Below are 23,689 nucleotides of genomic sequence, written 5' to 3' on the forward strand. Positions count from 1 at the left end.
CCTACATTCCAATAAATCTTATAAAAGACACTGCGATGAATTCACAAAGAACAAAGAACAATGCGAATGAAGCTGTGAACAACAGTACGATTCCTGACTTCTTCGCAAGCTCACCGAGCTTCGGCCAGCGCACGCGCTGCAATTCCTGTATAATTCCTGAGATACTAAACCACTTCATAAATTGCCCTCCTATTTTGTTTCCTTGTGAATCGTATGCTGTCCGCATTTAGGACAGTATTTCTTCAATTCGATTCGTTCCGTATGCGTTTTTTTATTTTTAGTCGTCGTATAATTACGAGAAAGACAAACAGTACATGTCAAGATAACCTTATCTTTCATGTGTTTCACCTCTTTCGTATGCCTATTAACTTTATCACAATCACTTTTGATAGTCAATTATTCCAGCTAAAATCTTTTTTATCTTATGCAGAATATAACCGACATGTTTAACCGTATGACCGCTTTTTTCAGCAATTTCACGATAAGTACAGCCAGCCTTGCGCAGCAGCCAGATCTGCCGTTCATCTTCACTGAGCTGCGCTTCTACTTCTTTTACCTTATTCTGTGCTTCTTTTAATTCAAAACTCCATTTAGGATCAAACTCAGCCTGATTATTTTGTACCAGGGAAATCAGGTAACAGCCCTCATCCTCGCTTAAATCTAAATCTAAGGAAGTACATGTCGCAAACATATAGTTAGCCTGCGAACGCGTCTTCCGCAAGTATGAACGCACACAGGTAGTAATGCATAAGGACGCGTAATAAGAAAAAGGCACTCCGGTTTCATCATGATACTGATTTACCGCTTCAATCAGCGACAGCATACATTTTGATTTAAGATCATGAAATTCATCACTGCGCAGATGCTTACCGCCGCCGCTGGATACCGTTTTGCGTATAATTCTCTCAATCCGCTGTTCATAAAGCTTAATCAGCAGCTTCTGTGCTTCCTCATCCTGTTCACTCATCAAATACAAAAGCTCATAATCATTCATTGTTTCCATTCCCTGCCCACCTCTTTTTTAATTACTAAAGCGGATGGCGATGACTGTAAATCTCATAAAGCAGGATTGAGCAGGCAACTGACGCATTCAGCGATGTAACACTGCCTGCCATCGGCAAAGCGATGCAGTAATCACAATTTTTCCGCACCAGATTGGAGATGCCAAAGCCCTCTGAGCCAATGACTAACAGCAGCGGCACATCATACTGCCCTTCGCGATAATCTTTAGCGTCATGCGCATCAGCGCCAACTGCCCAAAACCCCTTCTCTTTTAAATCCTTGATTGTCTGAACCAGATTCGTTACTACAGCAACCTTCACCGTATCGATAGCACCAGTAGATACCTTAGCAACCGTCGGCGTAAGCTGTACACTGCGATGCTTGCCGATAATCACGCCGTCAGCGCCGACACAGTCACACGTTCTAAGAATGGCTCCCAGATTGTGCGGATCTTCCAGACCGTCCAGCATGACTAATAACGGGGTTTTGCCTGCTGGTACAGCCTTTAAAATCTCATCGACTGAATAAGTTTTATATTCATCAATGCTTGCCGCGATTCCCTGATGATGATCAGTTTTAAGCAATGCTTCAAGCTTCTTCTTATTCAGCACGCGCACCGGAATCTTTTTCTGTTTCAGTAAGTCTTCAAAAGAACGATCCTTCATCCCTTCCTGAATCAATACCTCATAAATCTTTTTATCGTCATTCAGCAGCTGCTTCACGACATTCTTCCCGTATACATATTGTGCCATATTATTGCGCTCCTAACATAACAATTTCGTTCCAAAGCTGTTCCATTCTCAACAATTCACCGCTTAGCTGATAATAACCCCAGATAGCCTCAAGCCCGGTAGCCAGCCGATACGTAGCAACATCGGCATTTTTGGCAATGGAAGCGGTCTGCGCGTTGCGGCCCCGGCGGATGATTGCCAATTCTTCTTCGGTAAAGAAGCCTTTATCAATCAGCGTCATCAGATAATAAGCCTGTGCCTTGGCACTGACCCATTTCGCTGTCATACGCTGCAGTTCATTAGGTTTCTGCAGACCTCTTGATACAAGCAGCTCACGCACCTTCAGCGTCATTACCGCATCGCCGATAAATGCCAGGGTCGTACCATTGTAAGGAACGATTTCCATTACAGCAGACCTCTTTCCATTAAGACAGCACGGTATTGATCAGCAGCTTCGAAATTCTTTTCCGCCTTAGCTTGGTTCCAGTTTGCGAAAACATTCTTATCATCATCACTTAAAACAATGCGGTCAAGCTTAATACCTAACACATAAAGCATCTTTTCAATCGTAATCACCAAAGCAGCTACACGGCCATAATCAATCTCTCGTGTACGCACCGCCGCATTCAGCTGCTTATTTGTATCAAACAAAGCTTTAAAGGCATTAGGCGTATTCAAATCATCACTCATCGCGTCAAGAAATGCCTGCCAGAGTGTTTCATCTGGATTACCTGCCAGCTCAATACCCGCAAGCCCTAACTTAACATAAGCCTGTTTCAGTGATGTCTTAATTTTCTCTAATTCTGTCTGCGCTGTTTCAACCGCCTGATCATTAAGATTTAACGGTGCACGGTAATGCGCTGACAGCATCAGCCATCTTACGACATTGCCGCCCAGCTTTTCCACAATATCTTTTACCCAAATCACATTACCCAAGGATTTAGACATTTTTTCACCATCGATGTTGACCATGCCATTATGCAGCCAGTAATTCGCGATATGCGTACCATAAGCCGCTTCAGACTGAGCAATCTCATTTTCATGATGCGGGAATTTGAGATCCATGCCGCCGCCGTGTATATCGATTTGATGCTGATGGAATTCATTGTTAATCATAACCACACATTCACTGTGCCAGCCCGGACGTCCCTTAGACCAAGGTGAATCCCATTTAATTCCCTCCTCTGTCTTTTTCCACAAGGTAAAATCAAGCGGGTTTTCCTTTAACGCATTTTCATCGATACGCGCGCCTACCATCAAATCCTCGATCTGCTGATTGCTGAGCTGGCCATAATCATCAATTTTATTAACTCTGAAATAAACATCGCCATCAATCTCATACGCAAAGCCTTTATCTACCAGCAGTTTTATGAAATCAATGATTTCATCCATTGTCTCCGTAACCTTTGGTGTCACATCCGGCAGATCCGCATTCAAAGACTGACGATCCGCGTTATAAGCATTGATGAAATGCTCAGTGATCGTTTTCTCATCAACATTCATTTCAATTGCCTTTTTAATGATTTTATCATCAACATCGGTGAAATTAGAAACAAATTTAACCTTGTAACCCAATGCTTCAAAAGTCTTTTTTAATGTATCAAATACAATGATTGGCCGGGCATTGCCAATATGCGGATAGTTATAAACTGTTGGTCCGCAGACATACATGCTCACTTCATTTTCATTCATCGGTTTAAATGCTTCTACTTTATTATGCAGACTATTAAATAATTTCATGTTTCTCTCTCCTTTAACAAATAAAAAAGCGCCCCTGTATAGAGACGCTTCAACACGCGGTTCCACTCTAATTGAAATAAATTCCACTCTGACCGTTAACGCCGGCAACGTTTCCTTCTACATATCGAAAGAACCCTAAGAGGTGCATTCAGCAAGTCGCTCATTCAGCGTTTCCACCCTTCCGCTGTCTCTGTAAATCAGCTCTACTGCTTACTATTCCCCTATTACTGGTTTGTTTAATATAGTATAACAACTATCATCAGAATTTTCAAATCATTTCTCTTGATAAGAAGTAATACTCAACATTCAGTTTTTCAATAGCCGTAACAATATCAACCAGCTCTACATGATTCTTGTACGTAATTGAGCATTTCTTGCGCTGCAGATCCGTATCGATTGCCACAACGCCATCAATTTCCTTCAAGCTCTGACATAACTCATCAGAATTTTTCTGATTATTCAGCAGCGGTATATAGTATTTAATAACTTTTGTCATAAATTTTCCTCCAAACCTTATATGGACAAAACATGTCCATAGTAGTCTACCCAACTTTTAGGGTAGGTGTTCATTTTATTATATGAATTTAAAAAAATAAAGGAAAATTTTAACATTTTTAGTAATTAATTAATGTTTTTAGAGCAATTTACATAAAAAAGCCCTTACTTAGCCATTATTTTGTGAAGTTCACCCGATGTTTTGACTAAATATTACGGGTGCTGAACAGTTAACATAATTAAATAAAAGCGGGTAGGTGCTTCCTTGTATGTATTTTATTTGTGATTGAATTAATAAAGCAAAAATTTTACATAAAAAAGGATGACCGTTTCCAGTCACCCTTGAATATTCAGTGAATTAAGCTAATTCAGAGAAGTATTTGATAGTTCTAACCATTTGGCTAGTGTATGAATTTTCATTATCGTACCAAGAAACAACCTGAACCTGAGTAGTTCCGTTTTCCATCTTGTGTACCATTGTTTGAGTTGCATCGAATAATGAACCGTATTTGATACCGATAACATCAGAAGAAACGATTTCGTCTTCATTGTAACCGAATGATTCATTAGCAGCAGCCTTCATAGCAGCATTTACTTGATCAACAGTTACTTCACCGTCAACAACAGCTACTAAGATAGTAGTTGAACCTGTAGGAACAGGAACACGCTGTGCAGAACCGATCAGTTTACCGTTCAATTCAGGAATTACTAAACCGATAGCTTTAGCAGCACCTGTTGAGTTAGGAACGATGTTAACTGCAGCAGCACGAGAACGTCTTAAATCACCTTTTCTTTGAGGTCCGTCTAATGTCATTTGGTCACCAGTGTATGCGTGAACAGTAGTCATGATACCACTCTGAATAGGTGCTAAGTCATTTAATGCTTTAGCCATAGGAGCTAAGCAGTTAGTAGTACAAGAAGCTGCAGAAATTACTGTATCTTCTGGTTTTAAGATGTTGTGGTTTACATTGTAAACAACTGTAGGCAGATCGTTTCCTGCTGGAGCAGAGATAACAACTTTACGAGCACCTGCAGCGATATGAGCAGAAGCTTTTTCTTTTGAAGTATAGAAACCAGTACATTCAAGTACAACGTCTACACCTAGTTTACCCCAAGGTAAGTTCTTAGCATCAGCTTCCTTGTAGATTTCGATAGTTTTTCCGTCAACTGTGATTGATGATTCACCAGCTGTAACTTTGTCAGCTAAACCATATGTGCCTTGTGCTGAATCATATTTTAATAAGTGAGCAAGCATCTTAGGGCTAGTCAAATCGTTGATAGCTACAACTTCGTAACCTTCAGCACCGAACATTTGTCTGAATGCTAAACGACCGATACGTCCAAATCCATTAATAGCAACTTTTACTGTCATTTTAAAAGTCCTCCTTTTATAACAATATTATTATACGATATTTTATAGAAATGTCAATTGTGAACTCTTTCACTTTAGCCTTTTTGTATTAAACATGCACCTATGTGCATACTCTATAAAGATTGGAGGGATTTAATGAGTTTTATACCCACAGTTATTGAGCGTTCAGCGAATGTTGAACGGGTCTATGACTTATACTCCTGTTTATTAAAGGAACGCATTATTTTATGTGTCGGTGAAGTAAATGATGAGATGGCAGCCTCAATCACTGCCCAGCTTTTATATCTGTCATCACTGAATAATGATGATATTTTAATGTATATCAATTCACCCGGCGGCAGCATTTCCAGCGGCTTGGCAATCTATGATGTCATGAACCACATCAGCTGCGATGTGTCGACGATCGGCATGGGCTGCTGCGCGAGCATGGCTTCAATCTTACTGGCTGCCGGCACAAAAGGCAAACGGCTGATCCTGAGCAACTGCGAAGTAATGATCCACCAGCCTATTGGCAACTCACAGGGACAAGCCAGTGATATGGAGATTGCGACCCGTCATATCCTAAAGGTACAGCGTAATATCTATAATATCTTAGCCCAGCGCTGCGGCAAGCCCTATGACATGATTAAACATGACTGCGACCGTGATTGTTACTTAAGCGCCGAAGATGCTTTAGCCTATGGTATTGTGGATAAAATCGTATAGTAATATAGAAAGAAAAAGGACATCTGTGCGACCAGATGCCTTTTTCTTATGTTTAGATAGAAATTAATAATTTATGAGAGTTTTATTTACTCTTATGCGTGCCAAGGAACTGAAATCAACGCTGTGTAATCGCCAGACCAGATACCAACAGCACATCCAACGATACCGATAACCAGTAACAGAAGGATACATTGGATAGGTTTCCAGCCTTTTTTAGATAACAGATACCAGCACATGCAAGTTAATGCAAATGGCAGCATGCAAGGCAGAATTGTATCTAATTTTTCTTGCAGACTAATTACAGATTCACCATTAGGGATATCGATACCGAATTGAGTACCGCCGCCGAAGTTAGCAATTAAAGCACCAACAACGAATACACCAAGAATAGAAGCTGAACGAGTCAGTTCTTTAGCATTCTTAGTCATGATACCAATAGCACTAGTACCTAAATCATATGCCCAATACATCAACCAGAAACGGATAGCCATTTCTACGCCGAATGCGATAATGAAGAATAAGATTGGTCCAAAGATATTGCCATCCATAGCCATAGGAGCTGTGATACCGGCAACGATAGGAATTAATGTAAACCAGAATAATGAGTCACCAATACCGCCTAAAGGTCCCATTGCAGCAACACGTACTGAACGGATTGTAGCGATATCAGCTTTTTGTTGTTCTAATGAAAGAACGATACCCATAACAAATGTTACGAAGAATGGGTGAGTATTGAAGAATTCCATATTATGAGTCATTGAAGCTGCTAAATCTTCTTTGTTTGTATGGATCTTCTGAAGACCTGGTAACATTGACCATAACCATCCGCAAGCCTGCATTCTTTCATAGTTGAATGAAGCCTGTAATTGGCAAGACAACCAAACCATTTTATTTAAAGTTGCTTTGTCCAGCTTAGCAGCCGGAGTCAAATCCTTATATTGAGTTGCATTAGATGCCATCACTGAATCCTCCATTTCCGCTGCCTGCATTTTCTTTGATGCGAACATTAGTTGTGTAGTCAAAGATTGCAATAGCCACACCGATGAATGCTAATAATACTAAAGTTGCAGAAGATACGCTTGTAGTTCCAAGTACGATTGCACCTGCGAAACCAGCAAGCAGGAAGCCCCAAAGTTCGCCAGAAAGCATGATTTTCATCAGAATAGCGAAACCGACGAAACGCATCATACCACCAGCAACACTTAAGCCGCCCATGAACCAGCTGAACTGTGTACTGAATGCTTCAAGAGCTGGAGCAACAGCTGTACCACCAACGTAAGCAACTACTGAAATGATTGCGAATAATGCGCCTAACAGACCCATTGAGATAAAGTTAACTTGAACGATACCTGCAGGATTTGCTTCTTCAGCTGCTTTATCAGCTTTAGCCATAAGACCAGACATAACAGTAAATGTTAATGTAACTGCATAACCACCGAATACTGAGAATACGATTGCAGCTCCAAGAGCAGCATTGATATCCATGTTAGCACGAACAGCAAAGATCATACCAACGATACCACCGATGATTGCGTTAGGTGGCTGAGCGCCGCCTACTGGCATGTTACCAACCATCATTAATTCATAAGTTCCGCCTAAAACTAAGCCAGTGTTCAAGTCGCCTAAGATTGCACCGATTAAAGTACAGTTGATAATAGGTCTTGAAATGATCTCAGTTAAAGAGAACTGGTCAATAGCCATAATGAATGTCAATACAGCTAAAAGGATGACCTGAATAATATTAATCTCCATGTATTATTTCTCCCTTTCACTTTTTCAAGTTTATTTAAATAACTTATTGAGGTCTTCAGGTGCTGTATCTGGAACACGTCTGATTTCCAGTTCAACGCCTAAATCCTGCAATTTTTTGAATGCAGCAACGTCAGCATCATCAACAGCAACAGATGTAGCAACTTGGCGTTTGCCATCTGCCATATGCATGTTTCCGATGTTAACCTTCTTGATTGGCACACCGCCTTCAACAAGTCTTAATACATCCTGTGGATTTTCACAGATAATGAAAATTTTCTGAGCAGGGCTGGCCTTGTCAATGATCGCGCAAGTTTTTTCAATAGTGAAATATCTTGTTTGAGCATAACTAGGAGCAGCCATGTTCATCAGGCTTTGTCTCAGTTCGTCTTTAGCAACGTTATCATTAGCAACTAATAATAAGTTAACGCCGAGAACACCTGACCACATAGTAGCGACTTGCCCGTGAATTAAACGGTTGTCAATTCTAGTGAGTACGATATTTGGCATTCTACTCTCTCCTTTCTATCTTAAACATGAAGTTGATATGCTTAGACCTTGATGAGGGGGCTAAGCAAGTAAACCCTTTCACTTCGCTTCAATTCTATGTCAGTTCAAGCATTTTTTCTTTACACTTTTTATTGAATCCTTTGTACTTTTTAACAATTTAAAAACTTATTTTTACATTTTTTTATACTCATTTTAATTTTTTTATAAAAATTGCTGTATCACACAAATTTCACACAATTAAACAAGCAAGCGTTGAAAAGTTCACATTTTCTTACAGAAAACGGCGATGTAAGCGCTTTAAACGTCTGATTCTGCGAAGCCAATAATTTTGTTTTATTTATGGCCGGCAAAATTTACATGATTTTTTTATCATTTTATTGATTTTTAAGATCGCATTATATTCAAAAAAACACCAAAATATTCCAAAATTATTACTTTTGCCAATTTCTACAAATTTATTACTAAAATGTGCAAATTATTGAGTCTTCGTATTCCTTTCGTTTTTCAAATTTGCTATACTAATCATAAGGGGGATTCTCACATGTTTAATAAAACTACCAGTTATATTTTCAATCGCTACGGCGAGATCATCAATGATCTGTCAAGACGTCAGACGATTAAGATGCAGCATCAGAATTTTAAATTAAAAAACAAGTCAATTACGAACTTCAACGTTTACAATGATGATGTGATTTTGAAAGTAACCTCCGGTATTGTAATGCTGGTCGTAACGCTTGATCCTGATTCAGCTGAAATGGAGAAATTCGTCATTCACCGAATGATTAAAATCAAACGCGGTGTCTTTTTCAATCTGATCAGCATCACGGCTTCTGCGAAAGTTGAAATGGTCTGTGAATTCGGCACCAAGAAACGAACAGTTGATTATACCTTCTCAACAGCGCCGATCGAATATGAAAGAGTGATTCCAACTGTTGAAATACCAGAAATTTACGCTTACTATTATCAGGTCCGCAATGCCAACTATCTGTTCCCCGGTGAAAGCCACACGTTCTGGGAGCTGACATTCATTGATAACGGCACCTTAAATACAACTATCGACAATGAGGATTATCAGCTGCGCAACTTTGATTTAATCTTATACGCGCCCAATCAGTTTCATACTCAGTCCACCGGTATGCATGAATCATGCTCCTATTTAACGATTCTGTTCGAGATGAATATCAGCGATCCATCACTGATCAGCAACCGCATCTTCAGTTCCCACCGCGATATACACAATGCCCTCAATAATTTCATTAAAGTCAGCGGCAATGAGTTATACTTTGATAATGATTTAATGATCTGTTATCTGAAAGAACTGATTATTAAACTGCTTCAATATGATTTCCTGCAGACCACGCCGATTGCTTCAACGCCGATGCAGCAGCGGTTTGAAAATGAGATACTGAATGAAATTATCATTTATATCAACGAAAATATCTATCAGTCTTTAACCATTGAGGAGATCTGCCACAAATTCTCAATCAGCCGTTCTTCTCTGCAGACCTTGTTTAAAAATAATCTTAATGTAGCTCCGAAGCAATATATCAGTGATCTGAAGCTGAATAAGAGCAAGCTGCTGATTAAGGAGTCAATGTATACGATATCAGAAATAAGCAGTATGCTTGGCTTTGCAAGTATTCACTATTTCTCAAGAAAATTCAAACAGCAATTCGGACTTACTCCGACTGACTACGCGAAAACTATCTATAACTAAAAACACCTCAGCCGAGGTGTTTCTATTTATTATTTACCTTTTTCTCTCTATTACCTTAAACTATCGGTGTGATCATGAACCTTGAAACAGTAATTACCACATCTTTGGCAATCTCTATTTTACATGTTTCCTGACCGGCAGATATGATTTTAGCCTGAATGCCGTTGAATGAACAAGGCTTACCCGGCTTAATCAAAGCATCCATCTGAATTAATGCCTCGCGTCTTTTCTTCATCATATTGCGGCTGTATAGGAAATAAGCCAGTATCAGAACCGCAGTCAAGACGATGAAGGTCAGGGCTGACCACCCAATCACTTCCCAATTCATGCTGATTAAATACCTTCTTCTGCTTCGTTTTGTTCAACTGGTTTGAATTCATATTTAACAACTTGATCCTTACCAGTATTTACTGCCATATCAGCTAATGATTCTAATTCATTAACAAATTGACGAGCCATTGAAATTTCCACAAGCATCGGCAGATTTGTACCGCCAATTACTTTTACGTTGCCGCGTGCAGCACCGCATACAACCGCTGTCTTGAACGGAGAACCGCCAGCCAGATCAGAAAGAACTAAAATGCCTTCACAATCCTTCAATTCATCCATTGCCTTATTCAATTCTCTTTCCAAATCATCTACAGAGAATTCCTGAACAAAGTCAACATATTTATAATTCTGCTGTTCGCCGCCGATTAAGTTCAATGAGCTTGTTAATCCTGAACCAAAATGTCCGTGTCCTGTTACAATAATTCCGATCATAGTATTTTCCTCTCCTACTTTCTAGTATATGGATACAATGTTACACCCTTAACAACACGATTTACTTCACCGCTTGGGCATGGGTTGTCCGGTGTGATACCGAATGAAAGTGATTTGTATAATGCAATTAACTGAGCTGCCAGAATGTATTCAAATGCAAGATACATATTGTCAGCATCTGTTTCATTATCAAATGAATAGAAATAGTCAACCAGAGCCGCAACCTCATCATCTTTTCTTGAAGAAACAGCCATGATTTTATTGCCTTTGCGCTGTCCGCTCATTTCTTTGATTAAGTCAACTTCATACTGACGAGTATAAGCATTATCACTCAAATAAACAACAGTTAATGTCGTATCATCAACAATTGATTTAGGTCCATGTCTGAAGCCCATCGGCGTATCATACATTGTAACAACTTTACCGGCAGTCAGTTCAAGCATCTTTAATGCTGATTCCTGTGCTGTGCCTTTTAATACGTTGCTGCCAAGATAAACGATACGTTTGAAATCAAATGCATCAACAACCTTCAACATTTCATCATATCTAGTATCTAATAAAACTCTTGAAGCTGCAAGAATCATTTTAACATTTTTAACAGTTTCTTCTAAATCATCCAGTGAGAAGGCTAATAAAGTAGCCAGCATCATGTTTGAATATGAACTTGTCATCGCAAATGACTGGTCATGTGTCTCATCAGTAAGATTGATAGCATAGCAGTTCTTGTTTTCATTTGCCTTTAATGACAAGGCGCCATTCTTATTGCAAGTAACAAAAATATGCTGTAAATTATTGCATACGGCTTCCGCGCAGTCTACGGCACCTACAGATTCAGGAGAATTACCGCTGCGGCCAAAGCTTACTAACAAAGTTGGCTTATCCTGTGACAAATAATTTTCAGGAGTCGCTGTAATATCTGTTGTACCATATGATTTAACCTTGTAGTTTAATTTCTTCTGTAAGTAAGAATACAGGGCGTTGCCGACGAATTCACTAGTACCGGCACCAGTCAGGATAATGTCATAATCAGGCTGAGAAGTTGTCTTAGCGATAAATTCCTTCAGGCTTTCTTTGTTTGCTTCAATCTGAGCAATCGTCTTTTCCCATGTATCAGGCTGCTGATGAATTTCTGTGGCTGTGAAAATTCCAGAGAGCTCTTTCCATGCTTGTTCAGTTTTTCCAAAAATCATTGTAATGTCACCCTTTCTAACCAAATTTTCTTGGTTCGTTGTTTGCGTTTACATTATAACGAGGTTTTGCATAAATTACAACATAGCGGCTGACGCATTGTTAAAAAGTGCAAAACATTTATTAATTTATAGACTTCATCTTTAAATCACGATATAATTGTTGCTAGAGGTGGATAAAATATGGCTAATAAAAAACAAGTGAACAACAGTAATAAGAAGAACACACCTGCGCTGAGTGGACATAATATCTATAAGGATAAACATGGTCAGACGATCTATTTTAACAAAAGAACCCGCGTTGGTTATGTCGTTCCTGAGAAGGATTTCAGTAAATTTCAGATTCTGCAGATGCGTTACATTTTAGCATTGGTAATCGCTGTTCTGCTTTACAGCATGACAAATATCAGCTACTGGCTGACTGGTATCGTTTTAGTTGCTGTAGCGATCGGTATGGAAGTTACCCTGCGGGTAAAGGTACTGCCCAGCTATACTCAGTATCAGAATTTTGAACCTGAAAAAGGTGAATCACAATTAGATTTGATGGTTAAAGAAGGCCGCAATAAATTATTGCTGCGTACATGCCTGCTGCTATTACTTTCAATTCTATTAATTGTCAATCTATTTACGATGGATGAAGAACCGACAATTATATTGATTATTCTCAGTGTTATTCTTTCAATCGCCTCATTGGTTTACGCCGGTGTGCAGATCAGAGGTATCATTTACATTCAAAAGCATAAGTAATTCCCAACAGCCTAAGGGCTGTTTTTTTAAAAGAAAAAGACCGGCGAGGGTCTTTTAATATTTCTCATTCAGATACAAGGGTTTAAAACCAATGGCATAAGCATCCTTGCTTGTTCTAACATTGGCGTTATACAGCTTATTAAACAACGGCAGATTACCGCAGCGCACCATTGTAAAGATGCGTTTTCTTGACATTGCCAGCGGAAATACCTTCTCCAAATGCTCAGCTTCACTGACCTCAAGGCGCAGCTCCGTATGATTGCCGACTGCCGCCTTCAGTAGCTTTGTCAGAACCGTACTGCCGGAGTAGATACATTCACTGACTTTGACATGATCCTTTCGTGATCTAAAGCGCACATAGCCTCTGATTCGGCCCTGTGAGTCACGATATGCAAGCAGCTGTTCACCGCAGTGCAGGCATTCATTGATCATCCGCTCAAACATCATTACATTACGGATTTTATAACCGTCAAAATGGGTCATAAATTCTTCATAAACAGCCAATAACTCCGCCGCCGTATAGGTATCGGTAATACCGATGGTTGTCGCCTTGTCAAAATACTTAGCAGGCAGATCATAGGTGCGGTGAATCGATGCCTGTTGGAAACCGAAACGCTCCAACAGCTTGGGATTACTCGCTTCCGCAAATGTAAGCAGCACCTTTTTATCACATTCATCAAGCACACTCGCCATGCATTCCTGCATATAACCGCTGCGCCGATAATCAAGATGCGTACTCAGCTGAGATAAAAAGATCGACTTCACTGCCATGCCGTTGAGCTGAACATTCATCTCCTGCATATGCACACATGATACGATTCGGTCATCAACCTCACAGACAACGCTGCGGCCATAATCATAAACAGACGAAAAGAAGCAGTCCATAAAATCGCTGCTTTTGATTGGAAAGCACATTTTCAATAAATTCTGAATGGCCTGTTTATCTTTTTCCACTGCGTCCCTAATCATAATTTACCCCGCTATTCCTCTTCTTTTTCTGTATATTCTACATCAATTACATCAGGATTTACTCTGCCGTATGTATCAAAATGAATATTTTCATTTTCAATATTAGGTTCTTCATAATAATGCTGATTCGATGAATAATGCGTATTACGGCGCTTTCTGCCAGTAATTGAACCAATCAGATTAGCAGCAAGTGAAATTACCAAGAATATAATGGCGATTCCGCCCAGGTAAGGAAGCAGACTGATAAAGAGAAAAACCAGCGCAACTCCAATGATGATTCTAACTAAATCCGTCATTCAAATACCTCTCTTTCATTGTCTATTATAAACTATTTACTATGTTTTCTCAAAGTTTTTAATCGATTTGATAACTTCACATAATTTTACGTTAAATCTTCTTAAAACCTTTCCGTAAAACACAAATTAACAGCAGCAGACACGGCAGATAGAATAAATCAACCTCACGATGGTCAACAAAAACCTGCGCATCAGCGACTACGGCTGTTGTTTCAGCTACGCCTTCTTCCATTTCAGCTTCATGAATATATTCAGGGTTGCGGATATTAATCAAGGCCAGCCCCTTTTCCAACAGCGTTTTCTGAAGCAAGGTGCCATCGGTAAACACGTAAACATCAACGGGCTGATCACGGCTGCTTTGAGGATCAATTTCTACCTCTACTCGGCGGGCTTTCGTCAGCATTTCACATGCCTGCCGGCGGGCTTCTTCATTCACGAAGCGAATATTAAAAAAGGATGCCTGAAAACTATGTTCATCCTTTGAGAACACCAGTTCATCTTCATCACATTTTTCTACATCCACAGTCTCTTTTTGATCATAAAGCTCAGAATCAGCAGGCATCATTGTCATCACCACTCTTATTCTGAGCTATTTGTTATATCCCTATGCGTGTTTATAATTGGCAGCTATTTCTTTAATTTTACTCAGGCGGTGCTTCATTCCCGATTTAGAAATCACTTCATTAAAGCCCTCTTCATAATAGTCGCATAATTCAACTAACGATGCCTCTGGATGCTCCTTGCGCAGCAGCGCCACATTGCGCAGCTTCTCCGGTAAGGATTCCAATCCAGCATAATTTTCAATCCATTCAATATCATCGCATTGACTTTTCCCCGCCGCCAGACTTTTCATTTCATTAGCCAGCTCACAGTTATCCAAACGCGTCAGATTATTCATGAAATCACGCTGAATCCGACTGTCTTCAAATTCAAATACTGATTGATGAGCACCGACACAGGCAAGAAAATCAGAGATTTTATCACTGGCTTTCAGATAGACAACTGACTGATTGCGGCGCTGAATCACCTTCGCCGGCAGATAGAACTTTTCCATCTGCTTCTGGATAAATTTTGCCAAGCCTTCATCATTAGTAGCAATCTCTAAATGATAATTTGCTTTATTCGGTGAATTCACACTGCCGCCGGCTAAAAAAGCGCCGGCAAGAAAGGCTTTGGCACAGCATTCCTTACTGACCATCTTAGCGCTTGGATGCGCTCTTAAGCCGCCGGCATCCATGATTTCAAGATCTTTTAATATCTCTGAAGTACGGCTGCGGATACGCAGAACATAGATATTATTCTTCTTCAGATTCATTTTCTTTAATACTGATAACTCACTGGTAACATTATAAAGCTCCTTCATCAGCTTTAAAATCCGCTTTGCTGTCGGGGCGCTTTCGGTGGAAATCGTCAGATGCATCCCCGAGCTTGTGAAATTCAGCGTTGAGCACATTTTAATCAATGCCGCGCATTCAGCCCTCATACAGCATGGCTTTAGTTCACCATTCTGTGCTATTTCAGTTTTTACTTCACTTGTAAATGACATGCTTCATCAATCCTTTTTTAAATATTTACTTAACAGATCCCTGATCTTATCCGGATCATGACGAATCAGTTTACCATTAAAATTCAATAATTCTTCTTCAATCACATCATAATCATGTTCATTTTCACGGATAATTACCGGGGTTGAACCTTCAAGATTATAACGTGACAGCACTTCCTCACTGATATCATCCTCATAGGCAAATACAGTTTGAATGATTCCCTTGTAGGAATGCGCTTCAATCGCCTCTACATGATCCTCCAGTGAATAATTATCGGTTTCGCCGGGCTGGGTCATCGCGTTACAGAAATAAACGCAGTTCGCTTTTGACTGCCTGATTGCATCCGTAATGCCTTCGATAATCAAATTAGGAATGACGCTGGTATATAAAGAACCAATTCCGATAACGATCAGATCCGCATTAGCCAATGCCTCAATCGCCTGCGGTGTCGCCGTAACTTCTTCTTCATAGTAAACCTTTTGAATGCGGTTGTCGAAATTAGGGATGTTGCTTTCACCGCGGACAATCGTTCCGTCGATCATCTTAGCAAACAGCGTGATGACCTGAGTAGTTGCCGGTATGATATCACCCTTAACATTTAAAACTTTAGAAATAGTCGCAATCGCATCCATGAAATTGCCGCTTTCCTCACTCAGCGCGGTTAAAATCAGATTTCCCAGATTGTGGCCGCCGATATCATGATCCTCACCATCAAAGCGGTAGTTCATCAAGTGTGAAAATAAGGTTTCTTCTTCTGCCAGCGCGACCATGACGTTGCGGATATCACCCATTGCCGGAATATGAAACTGGCGCCGCAGCCGGCCAGTGCTGCCGCCGTCATCAGCAACCGTTACAATTGCCGAAATATGCACATCCTCAATTTGCTTTAAGCCTCTTAAAATCACCGATAAGCCAGTACCGCCGCCAATTACGGTTATATTTTTCATCGGTGTTTCCCCGCTTTATCACGATGCGACTTATAGCATGTATATTCCTTTGAGTAATGTTCATAAAGCCAATTGGTGATGGATACTGAACGATGCTGACCGCCGGTGCAGCCAATGCTGACCGTTAAATGATTCTTGCCTTCTTTTTGATACTGAACAAACGCATAATCAAGAAATGACTGTAAATGCTTCAGACAATCCTGTGTCTCATCAAAGCTCATTACATAATCATAAACCGGGGCATCATCCCCCGTTAGCGTTTTTAATTCATCGATATAATAGGGATTTGGTAAAAAGCGCACATCAAACAGCAGATCGCTGTCCATCGGAATCCCATGCTTATAACCAAAGGATACAAAGGAGATGGAAAAGACCGGCTTCTCGCCAAGCTTGAGCTGTTCCTCAATCTTATCCTTTAATTCATGCTGAGACAGCTTCGTTGTGTCGATATGAAGTATCGCACCGCGTTCCTGAAGGCCGTTAAAAAGCTCACGTTCCGCTTCGATCGCATCCTCAAGGGTATTCGCCATTTTAAAAATTAAAAATGGGTGGTGGCGTCTTGTGAATTTATAGCGCTGAAGCAGCTTTTCATTGCTGGCATCTAAGAAAACAACGCGTACATTGACATTGATATTTTCAAAATAAGTCAGAAAGGTTGGATAATCCAGAGCTGATGTTGCCAAAGCGATATTCTGATACCGCGGATCTGGATCATTTTTGATAATTTTACCAAGGGAACTGACAAGCTGTACCGGAAATTGATCAATGCAGTGATAGCCCATATCTTCAAGAATCGACATGGCAGTTGACTTACCGGCACCGGACATACCAGTGACTAGGACAATATTCTGTTCACTCATACTGTTCACCTCTTCTTTTATTTAGTTTACCATATTCTTTATTTTATGCACAGAAAAAGTTAGACAGAAGCTTCCGGCACAGATAATGGTAATTATTTATATGACTGAAAACCAGATGCGTGAGCATCTGGCAGTGTTTAATCTCTTAATAAATGAAAAATATTCTGAGCCGCGATAGCACCATCGCTGGCCGCTGTGATTACCTGACGGATTTGTTTGCGTCTCACATCACCTGCCGCAAAGATGCCGGGCAGTGAAGTTTCCATTCGCTCATCGGTCAATACATAACCCGCCTCATCAAGAATCGGCAGTTCACGGCAGTAATCCGTCATTGGGTCCAAACCGATGTATGGGAAAATGCCGCTGGTTTCCAATACTTCTTCACTATCGTCTGCCAGCTTTTTAACTTTAATACCGCAGACCTTGGCGCCATCATCAAGTATTTCCACAGGTATATAACCCATCTTGATATGTATTTTTTCATTCTTTTCTGCTTTTTCAATCAGCATCGCGTCAGCTCTGAGCTTTGAGCGCACAAGAACATTGATGCATGATGCAAACTGGCTCAGATAAAGACTTTCTTCAATGGCTGAATTACCGCCGCCGACAATCGTAACAATCTTGTCTTTATAAAAGGCACCGTCACAGATCGCGCAGAAAGATACGCCATGACCGATATTCTTTTCTTCACCGGGGATATTCAGCTTGCGCTCAACCGTACCGCTGGCCAGCAGCAGTGTTCGGCCATGCAGTGTCGTGCCATCAGAACAAGTAACCGTTTTTGTTTCACCGTCACTGACTTTTACTACATTGCTGCTGATCAATTCAGCTCCGAGATTCATTGCATGATTCATCATATCCATGGCCAAGGTCGTACCTTCTGCCGATTCAAGACCTGGATAATTCTCAATAATTGATGTTCTTACCAGCTTGCCGCCAGGTGCATAATTTTCAATTAATACAACCTCTAAGCCGGCTCTTGCCGCATAGATAGCCGCGCTTAAGCCAGCCGGGCCGCTGCCGATAATTATAGTGTCGTAAAGTCGCTCCATTCGTGATCCTCCTTTAGGATATCTAATAACTGAGGCATTGATGTAATTAGAACGCATGGCTTAGCCGCCTGTAATTCTTCACGGCGTGTCTTGTCAAAAGAGGCTGCCACGGAGAAGGCTGACATATTCTTACAGGTTTTGATATCACCCACTGAATCACCGACATAAACAACATTGTCAATGGAGCGGTATAATTCAGCACATGCTTTGATTAAACCTTCCGGATCAGGTTTTACCTTATTCAGCTGTTCACAGCCGACAATTACCGGAAAATAATCCTTTAAGCCGCAGTATTCCAGACCGTGAGTCACTGTCTGTACTGTTTTATTGGAAACTACACCAATATCATAATCCTCTTCTTTTAACGTTCTCAATACTTCTTCCACACCATAAAAAGGCTTTACATACTCATCATGATGGGCGAGATTGAATTTGCGGTATTCCGCGATCAATTCGTCACTGTTTACTTCAGGTATATATTTCTCAAAGCTTTCCTTCAGCGTCGGCCCTAAAAAGCCTTTGAGATCTGCAGTTGTTAATACATAATCAGGACGGTAAATCGCAAATACATGACGGAAGCTGTCAGCAATCAAAGCCTCTGTATCTAATAGTGTACCATCAAGATCAAATAACACAACTGGTTTGACCTTCTTAAACGGCCAGATATTCGCGAATAGCTTATCATATACACCAAGCAGACCTAATACGCCTAAAATAATACCGCAGATTGAAATCAGCTGGGCAACCCGAATTGGTCCCATCATCAATGAATCAGTACGCAGACCTTCCACGAAGAAACGTACTACACCATACCAGACAATGTAAGCATAAGCCATGTCACCGCGTTTTTTACGGCCATATTTCTTAAAGCCAAAATAGATCAGAATAAAACCAATCAGATTGCCGACACCCTCAAATAGATAGGTTGGCATCCGATAAGCACCATCGATAAACATGCCCTCTTTGATAAAGGCCGGAAAATGATTAAAGAAAGATTCTGAAACCACACCGCCAAAGGCCTCCTGATTCACAAAATTACCCCAGCGTCCGATGGCTTGCCCAATCAGCAGATTCGGCGCGCAGGCATCCGCAAACCGCCTCGCGTCAACATTTCTTTTCTTCAGGAAGAACCAGCCGAAAATAACAGCTGCGATAACACCGCCATGGAATGCCAGACCGCCCTCCCATACATAAAAGATAGAAATCGGATCGGCAATGTACTGCTTCCATTCAAACAGGCAGTACCAAATACGCGCGCCGATATAAGCAATCGGCAGCATCATGATGAAATAATCTTCGCCAAGACTTTCTTTATAACCCATTTTTTTCAAGGTACGCTGACTCAGATAATAAGTAACCAGCGCACCGGTAAGACTAAAGATTGCATACCAAGTGATATGCAGTGAACCAAAAGACAGAAAAATCTTTGAAGTTGGAAAAAACTGCATCAGTAAAGCTCCTCTCTAATTATTTTTAGCGATAAAGTCCAGCACCCGCTGTTCAAACTCCTTCGCTGAATCCATTCCCATTTCTGATAAGGTGAAATTTGTGACCGCGGATTCAATAATAACCGCCATTGAACGGCCTTCCTTAACCGGCAGTATAATTTTTGGTATATCCACACCAAGAATCGTTTCAAATTTCTTATCCTCAATACCCACACGATCATAATCATTATCCGGATGCCATTGCTCCAGCTGTACCACTAAGGATACTTCTACCTTATCCAGTACCGAGCTGGCCCCGAACATTCTTGAAACATTGATAATACCGATACCGCGGATTTCCAGCATCTCACGCAAAATCGTCGGCGCCCGGCCAACAATCTTATTATGAATGCGGGAACAATCCACCCGGTCATCAGCAACCAGTAAATGACCGCGCTTAATTAATTCGAGCGCGATTTCACTCTTGCCCATGCCGCTTTCACCGCTGATCATGACGCCCTTGCCATAGATTGACAATAAACCGCCGTGACGGCTTGCGGTAGGCGCTAATTTCTCATCAAGAAAAGTTACGACATCAATAATTAACCGATAGGTTTCTGACATTGAACGCAAAAGCGGAAAATCCTTTTCTTTCGCGATTTCCTTAAGAATCGGCGGACACATATGGCTCTTCGAAATAATAATCGCCGGTGTCACCTCATTAGTGATGAAATCAAAGCTGATTCGCTGAGAACGTTCATCCATCGTTTCAATATAGGCAATTTCTTTATCACCGAGAATCACGACCCGTTTAGACTGTGAAAAATCAAAGAAGCCAGCCAGCTCAAGGCCCGGACGATTCGTGTCCGCAATTACGATTGGTCTTTCTAATGACTGTTCGCTGCCTTCAATGATTTCAAAATCAAAATAATTAACCAGATCCTTTACTTTAAGATTCGCTTCTACATTTTCCATTTATCGTTTACCCTCCAGCACGCGTTTCAGATAGATACCTGTATAGCTGTGCTCACAAGCCGCAACCTGTTCAGGTGTACCGCTAACCATAATCTGACCGCCTTCATCGCCGCCTTCCGGTCCAATATCAATAATCCAGTCAGCGCATTTAATGATATCGAGATTATGCTCAATAACCAACACGGTATCGCCATTATCCACAATACGCTGTAAAACCTCAAGCAGCTTCGCGACATCGCTTGTATGCAGACCGGTTGTCGGTTCATCTAAAACAAACAGCGTCTTGCCGGTTGCCTTGCGCTGCAGCTCACTGGCTAATTTAACACGCTGTGCCTCACCGCCGGAAAGCGTGGTCGCGCTTTGTCCTAATTTCACATAGCCAAGCCCCACATCCTTCAGCGTCTGCAAGCGATGACGAATCTTATGTACGTTATGGAAGAAATCAATCGCCTCCTCCACACTCATTTCTAAAACATCATAGATGCTCTTGCCCTTATAGGTGCAAGCCAATGTTTCTTCATTATAACGGCGTCCCTCACACTGATCACAAGGCACGTAGACATCCGGTAAGAAATGCATTGAAATACGCAGAATGCCATCACCCTGACACGCTTCACAGCGGCCGCCCTTTACGTTAAAGGAGAAACGTCCCTTGTCAAAGCCGCGGATTTTAGCTTCGGCAGTCTGTGCGAATAAATCACGGATATCATCAAAAACACCTGTATAGGTAGCTGGATTTGACCGCGGTGTACGGCCGATTGGGTCCTGTGAAATATCAATGATCTTATCAATATGCTGGAGACCTTTAATTTTCTTACATTTCCCCGGCAGCACCTTCATACGTCCTAAGGAATGCTGAATTCCTTTAGATAATACTTCATTAACCAATGAGCTCTTACCGCTGCCTGAAACACCGGTTACCACAATCAATTTACCCAACGGAAATTTAACTGTCACGTCTTTTAAATTATTTTCACAAGCGCCGACAACTTCAAGGCATAAACCATTGCCCTTTTTTCGCGTTTCAGGAATCGCGATTTGCTTTCTTCCTGATAGATAGGCACCCGTAATTGAATCTGGATTTTCCATTACCTCAGCCGGGGTACCAGCAGCAACAACCTCACCGCCGTGAATGCCGGCACCTGGCCCGATATCAATCAGATAATCACTGGCCCGCATTGTATCTTCATCATGCTCGACAACAATCAATGAATTACCTAAATCACGCATCGCTTTTAACGAAGCAATCAGCCGGTCATTATCACGCTGATGCAGACCGATACTCGGCTCATCGAGCACATACAGCACACCTGATAAATGCGAACCAATCTGGGTAGCCAGACGAATACGCTGGGCTTCACCGCCGGAAAGCGTACCAGCCAGACGATCCAAGGTCAGATAATCGAGACCTACATCACTCAAAAACTGCAGACGCTCACGGATCTCTTTCAAAATCAAGCGGGCAATCTCCTGCTGCTGTTTATTCAGCTGCATCTGCCCCAAGAAAACCAATGACTGTTTCACCGACATCTGCGTCCATTCAAAAATATTCAAGCCGCAGACACGCACTGACAACGCCTGCTCATTCAGACGCTTACCGCCGCAGACAGGACATGGTGCTTCTGATAAGAAAGTCGCATACCATTCACGGCTCATCTGTGAAGTAGTTTCCATGAAACGGCGCTCAATCAATGTGCAGACACCTTCAATAAATTCAACCTTTCTAAAGCTCGTTCCCGACTTAGATTCCAGCTGATAATCAATCGGTTCCGTAGAACCAAAACAAATGATATCCATTTCCTTCTTCGTCAGCTTCTCAATCGGTTTATCAATATCAATCTTATAATGATCACATAACGCTTTAAATTTCAGCCATTCCAGATTTTCCTTAGCAATAATATTCTTATAATAAACAATACCGCCCTGACGAATCGACTTCTTACGATCCGGAATCAAAAAATCAAGATTTACTTTTTGGGTGATACCAAGTCCCTTACATGAAGGACATGCCCCCAAAGGCGCGTTAAATGAGAAAAGCCGCGGTTCAAGTGTCGGTACACTAAAACCACAGTATTTACAGCTATAATTCTGGGAAAACAATATTTCTTCATCATTATAGGCTACTAATGCCATACCCTTGCCAAGCTTCAGCGCTGCTTCTAATGAATCCGCGATACGGGCACGGTCACTGCCCTTCACAATACGGTCAACCACGACATCAATCGTATGCTTTTTATTCTTATCAAAGCCTTCAGTTTCCTCAAGCAGCACCATGTCGCCATTATGACGGATACGCACATAACCCTCTTTCTTTAATTTATCAAGCAGATCCTTGTGTGTTCCCTTCTTATCTTTTAAAATCGGCGCTAAAATCATTAAACGTGTCTTATCCTCAAGCTCCATGACACGATCCACCATCTGTTTGATTGTCTGGCTTTCAATCGGTTCATTATGTGTCGGACAATAAGGCACTCCGATACGAGCATATAAAAGACGCAGATAATCATAGATTTCAGTAACCGTTCCTACGGTTGAACGCGGGTTGTTGCTGGTTGTTTTCTGATCGATGGAAATCGCCGGTGACAAGCCCTCAATGGAATCAACATCCGGTTTTTCACTATTCCCTAAAAATTGTCGGGCATAGGCGCTTAAGCTTTCCATATAACGGCGCTGGCCTTCCGCATAAATCGTGTCAAAAGCCAAGGATGTTTTACCGCTTCCGGATACCCCCGTCATAATTACAAATTGATTGCGGGGGATTTCAATATCTATATTCTTCAGGTTGTTCTCACGAGCACCCTTAATCACTATTTTATCATTCTCCATAATTTCACCTCGAACGTACCTATTATACCTTAGGTTGGTGTTTTTTGCACATTTTAAACAATGTTTTTTCTTA

Annotated in this window: 27 protein-coding genes and 1 other annotated feature; of the genes, 3 read left to right on the forward strand and 24 right to left on the reverse strand. The window is 41.2% G+C overall.

Features of this window, described 5'->3' with window-relative positions; translation table 11 throughout:
- Position 1: 1 nt before the first annotated feature.
- The 8 genes from secE to gap all read right to left on the reverse strand — a co-directional run bounded on the left by secE (position 2) and on the right by gap (position 5,340).
- A complete protein-coding gene (secE, locus tag DAHG_RS12025; RefSeq protein WP_022938607.1) occupies positions 2–178 on the reverse strand; it encodes a preprotein translocase subunit SecE in 177 nt (58 codons plus the stop codon).
- Between the two features lie 11 nt (positions 179–189).
- Entirely contained in the window at positions 190–339 is a 150-nt protein-coding gene (rpmG, locus tag DAHG_RS12030) for a 50S ribosomal protein L33 (RefSeq protein WP_022938608.1), read from the reverse strand.
- Positions 340–379: 40 nt separating this feature from the next.
- The gene (locus DAHG_RS12035; protein WP_022938609.1) at positions 380–1,003 is read right to left on the reverse strand and encodes a sigma-70 family RNA polymerase sigma factor; all 624 of its coding nucleotides are present in this window, start codon (positions 1,001–1,003) and stop codon (positions 380–382) included.
- 25 nt (positions 1,004–1,028) lie between these two features.
- Positions 1,029–1,754 carry a 23S rRNA (guanosine(2251)-2'-O)-methyltransferase RlmB gene (gene rlmB, locus DAHG_RS12040; RefSeq protein WP_022938610.1) on the reverse strand — a complete coding sequence of 242 codons (726 nt, stop codon included), beginning with the start codon at positions 1,752–1,754 and terminating at the stop codon, positions 1,029–1,031.
- A gap of 1 nt (position 1,755) precedes the next feature.
- Entirely contained in the window at positions 1,756–2,139 is a 384-nt protein-coding gene (locus DAHG_RS12045) for a Mini-ribonuclease 3 (protein WP_022938611.1), read from the reverse strand.
- A complete protein-coding gene (gene cysS, locus DAHG_RS12050) occupies positions 2,139–3,473 on the reverse strand; it encodes a cysteine--tRNA ligase (RefSeq protein WP_022938612.1) in 1,335 nt (444 codons plus the stop codon). The genes DAHG_RS12045 and cysS overlap by 1 nt, the downstream gene beginning before the upstream one ends.
- Before the next feature lie 37 nt (positions 3,474–3,510).
- Positions 3,511–3,710 (reverse strand) — a binding site (T-box leader).
- A gap of 31 nt (positions 3,711–3,741) precedes the next feature.
- The gene (locus tag DAHG_RS12055; RefSeq protein WP_022938613.1) at positions 3,742–3,969 is read right to left on the reverse strand and encodes a heavy-metal-associated domain-containing protein; all 228 of its coding nucleotides are present in this window, start codon (positions 3,967–3,969) and stop codon (positions 3,742–3,744) included.
- Positions 3,970–4,326: 357 nt separating this feature from the next.
- The gene (gap, locus tag DAHG_RS12060; RefSeq protein WP_022938614.1) at positions 4,327–5,340 is read right to left on the reverse strand and encodes a type I glyceraldehyde-3-phosphate dehydrogenase; all 1,014 of its coding nucleotides are present in this window, start codon (positions 5,338–5,340) and stop codon (positions 4,327–4,329) included.
- Between the two features lie 135 nt (positions 5,341–5,475).
- On the opposite strand from gap, the gene DAHG_RS12065 reads away from it, so the two are divergent.
- Positions 5,476–6,045 carry an ATP-dependent Clp protease proteolytic subunit gene (locus tag DAHG_RS12065; protein WP_022938615.1) on the forward strand — a complete coding sequence of 190 codons (570 nt, stop codon included), beginning with the start codon at positions 5,476–5,478 and terminating at the stop codon, positions 6,043–6,045.
- 92 nt (positions 6,046–6,137) lie between these two features.
- Here DAHG_RS12065 and DAHG_RS12070 read toward each other — a convergent pair whose 3' ends face one another.
- From DAHG_RS12070 to agaB, 3 genes are read right to left on the reverse strand one after another with little or no spacing between them, the layout of a single operon-like run.
- Positions 6,138–7,004 carry a PTS system mannose/fructose/sorbose family transporter subunit IID gene (locus DAHG_RS12070; RefSeq protein WP_022938616.1) on the reverse strand — a complete coding sequence of 289 codons (867 nt, stop codon included), beginning with the start codon at positions 7,002–7,004 and terminating at the stop codon, positions 6,138–6,140.
- Positions 6,994–7,797: a PTS mannose/fructose/sorbose/N-acetylgalactosamine transporter subunit IIC gene (locus DAHG_RS12075; RefSeq protein ID WP_022938617.1), complete on the reverse strand. Its 804-nt coding sequence runs from the start codon at positions 7,795–7,797 to the stop codon at positions 6,994–6,996. Before DAHG_RS12075 ends, DAHG_RS12070 begins: the two co-directional genes overlap by 11 nt.
- A 30-nt stretch (positions 7,798–7,827) precedes the next feature.
- Complete coding sequence (gene agaB / locus DAHG_RS12080; protein ID WP_022938618.1) at positions 7,828–8,304, reverse strand: PTS galactosamine transporter subunit IIB; 477 nt, start codon at positions 8,302–8,304, stop codon at positions 7,828–7,830.
- Between the two features lie 541 nt (positions 8,305–8,845).
- Between agaB and DAHG_RS12085 the strand changes: the two genes are divergently transcribed.
- On the forward strand, positions 8,846–10,021 hold the full coding sequence (locus DAHG_RS12085; protein WP_022938619.1) for a helix-turn-helix transcriptional regulator: 1,176 nt from the start codon (positions 8,846–8,848) through the stop codon (positions 10,019–10,021).
- A 55-nt stretch (positions 10,022–10,076) separates the two neighbouring features.
- On the opposite strand, the gene DAHG_RS12090 is transcribed toward DAHG_RS12085, so the two are convergent.
- The 3 genes from DAHG_RS12090 to DAHG_RS12100 are packed head-to-tail and all read right to left on the reverse strand — an operon-like array spanning position 10,077 to position 11,973.
- Complete coding sequence (locus DAHG_RS12090) at positions 10,077–10,349, reverse strand: preprotein translocase subunit YajC (protein WP_022938620.1); 273 nt, start codon at positions 10,347–10,349, stop codon at positions 10,077–10,079.
- 5 nt (positions 10,350–10,354) lie between these two features.
- On the reverse strand, positions 10,355–10,783 hold the full coding sequence (agaF, locus tag DAHG_RS12095) for a PTS galactosamine/N-acetylgalactosamine transporter subunit IIA (protein WP_022938621.1): 429 nt from the start codon (positions 10,781–10,783) through the stop codon (positions 10,355–10,357).
- A 14-nt stretch (positions 10,784–10,797) separates the two neighbouring features.
- On the reverse strand, positions 10,798–11,973 hold the full coding sequence (locus DAHG_RS12100) for an SIS domain-containing protein (RefSeq protein ID WP_022938622.1): 1,176 nt from the start codon (positions 11,971–11,973) through the stop codon (positions 10,798–10,800).
- 180 nt (positions 11,974–12,153) lie between these two features.
- On the opposite strand from DAHG_RS12100, the gene DAHG_RS12105 reads away from it, so the two are divergent.
- The gene (locus tag DAHG_RS12105) at positions 12,154–12,717 is read left to right on the forward strand and encodes a hypothetical protein (protein ID WP_022938623.1); all 564 of its coding nucleotides are present in this window, start codon (positions 12,154–12,156) and stop codon (positions 12,715–12,717) included.
- A 54-nt stretch (positions 12,718–12,771) separates the two neighbouring features.
- Here the strand turns inward: DAHG_RS12105 and DAHG_RS12110 are convergent, their stop codons facing one another.
- The 10 genes from DAHG_RS12110 to uvrA all read right to left on the reverse strand — a co-directional run bounded on the left by DAHG_RS12110 (position 12,772) and on the right by uvrA (position 23,616).
- Entirely contained in the window at positions 12,772–13,686 is a 915-nt protein-coding gene (locus DAHG_RS12110; protein WP_022938624.1) for a GNAT family N-acetyltransferase, read from the reverse strand.
- A gap of 11 nt (positions 13,687–13,697) precedes the next feature.
- Entirely contained in the window at positions 13,698–13,982 is a 285-nt protein-coding gene (locus DAHG_RS12115) for a hypothetical protein (RefSeq protein WP_022938625.1), read from the reverse strand.
- Positions 13,983–14,073: 91 nt separating this feature from the next.
- Positions 14,074–14,547 carry a hypothetical protein gene (locus DAHG_RS12120; protein ID WP_022938626.1) on the reverse strand — a complete coding sequence of 158 codons (474 nt, stop codon included), beginning with the start codon at positions 14,545–14,547 and terminating at the stop codon, positions 14,074–14,076.
- 39 nt (positions 14,548–14,586) lie between these two features.
- Positions 14,587–15,528: a DNA-binding protein WhiA gene (gene whiA / locus DAHG_RS12125; protein WP_022938627.1), complete on the reverse strand. Its 942-nt coding sequence runs from the start codon at positions 15,526–15,528 to the stop codon at positions 14,587–14,589.
- Positions 15,529–15,534: 6 nt separating this feature from the next.
- Positions 15,535–16,476 carry a gluconeogenesis factor YvcK family protein gene (locus DAHG_RS12130; RefSeq protein ID WP_022938628.1) on the reverse strand — a complete coding sequence of 314 codons (942 nt, stop codon included), beginning with the start codon at positions 16,474–16,476 and terminating at the stop codon, positions 15,535–15,537.
- The gene (rapZ, locus tag DAHG_RS12135; protein WP_022938629.1) at positions 16,473–17,336 is read right to left on the reverse strand and encodes an RNase adapter RapZ; all 864 of its coding nucleotides are present in this window, start codon (positions 17,334–17,336) and stop codon (positions 16,473–16,475) included. Before rapZ ends, DAHG_RS12130 begins: the two co-directional genes overlap by 4 nt.
- 137 nt (positions 17,337–17,473) lie before the next feature.
- On the reverse strand, positions 17,474–18,388 hold the full coding sequence (locus DAHG_RS12140; RefSeq protein WP_022938630.1) for an NAD(P)/FAD-dependent oxidoreductase: 915 nt from the start codon (positions 18,386–18,388) through the stop codon (positions 17,474–17,476).
- Positions 18,364–19,836 (reverse strand): prolipoprotein diacylglyceryl transferase, encoded by a 1,473-nt coding sequence (gene lgt, locus DAHG_RS12145; protein WP_022938631.1) that lies wholly within the window; start codon positions 19,834–19,836, stop codon positions 18,364–18,366. The genes DAHG_RS12140 and lgt overlap by 25 nt, the downstream gene beginning before the upstream one ends.
- Before the next feature lie 15 nt (positions 19,837–19,851).
- On the reverse strand, positions 19,852–20,790 hold the full coding sequence (gene hprK, locus DAHG_RS12150) for an HPr(Ser) kinase/phosphatase (RefSeq protein WP_022938632.1): 939 nt from the start codon (positions 20,788–20,790) through the stop codon (positions 19,852–19,854).
- A complete protein-coding gene (gene uvrA, locus DAHG_RS12155; RefSeq protein ID WP_022938633.1) occupies positions 20,791–23,616 on the reverse strand; it encodes an excinuclease ABC subunit UvrA in 2,826 nt (941 codons plus the stop codon).
- Between the last annotated feature and the right edge of the window lie 73 nt (positions 23,617–23,689).

Origin of the sequence: Dielma fastidiosa, assembly GCF_000313565.1 — a bacterium.
Taxonomy (GTDB): domain Bacteria; phylum Bacillota_I; class Bacilli_A; order Erysipelotrichales; family Erysipelotrichaceae; genus Dielma; species Dielma fastidiosa.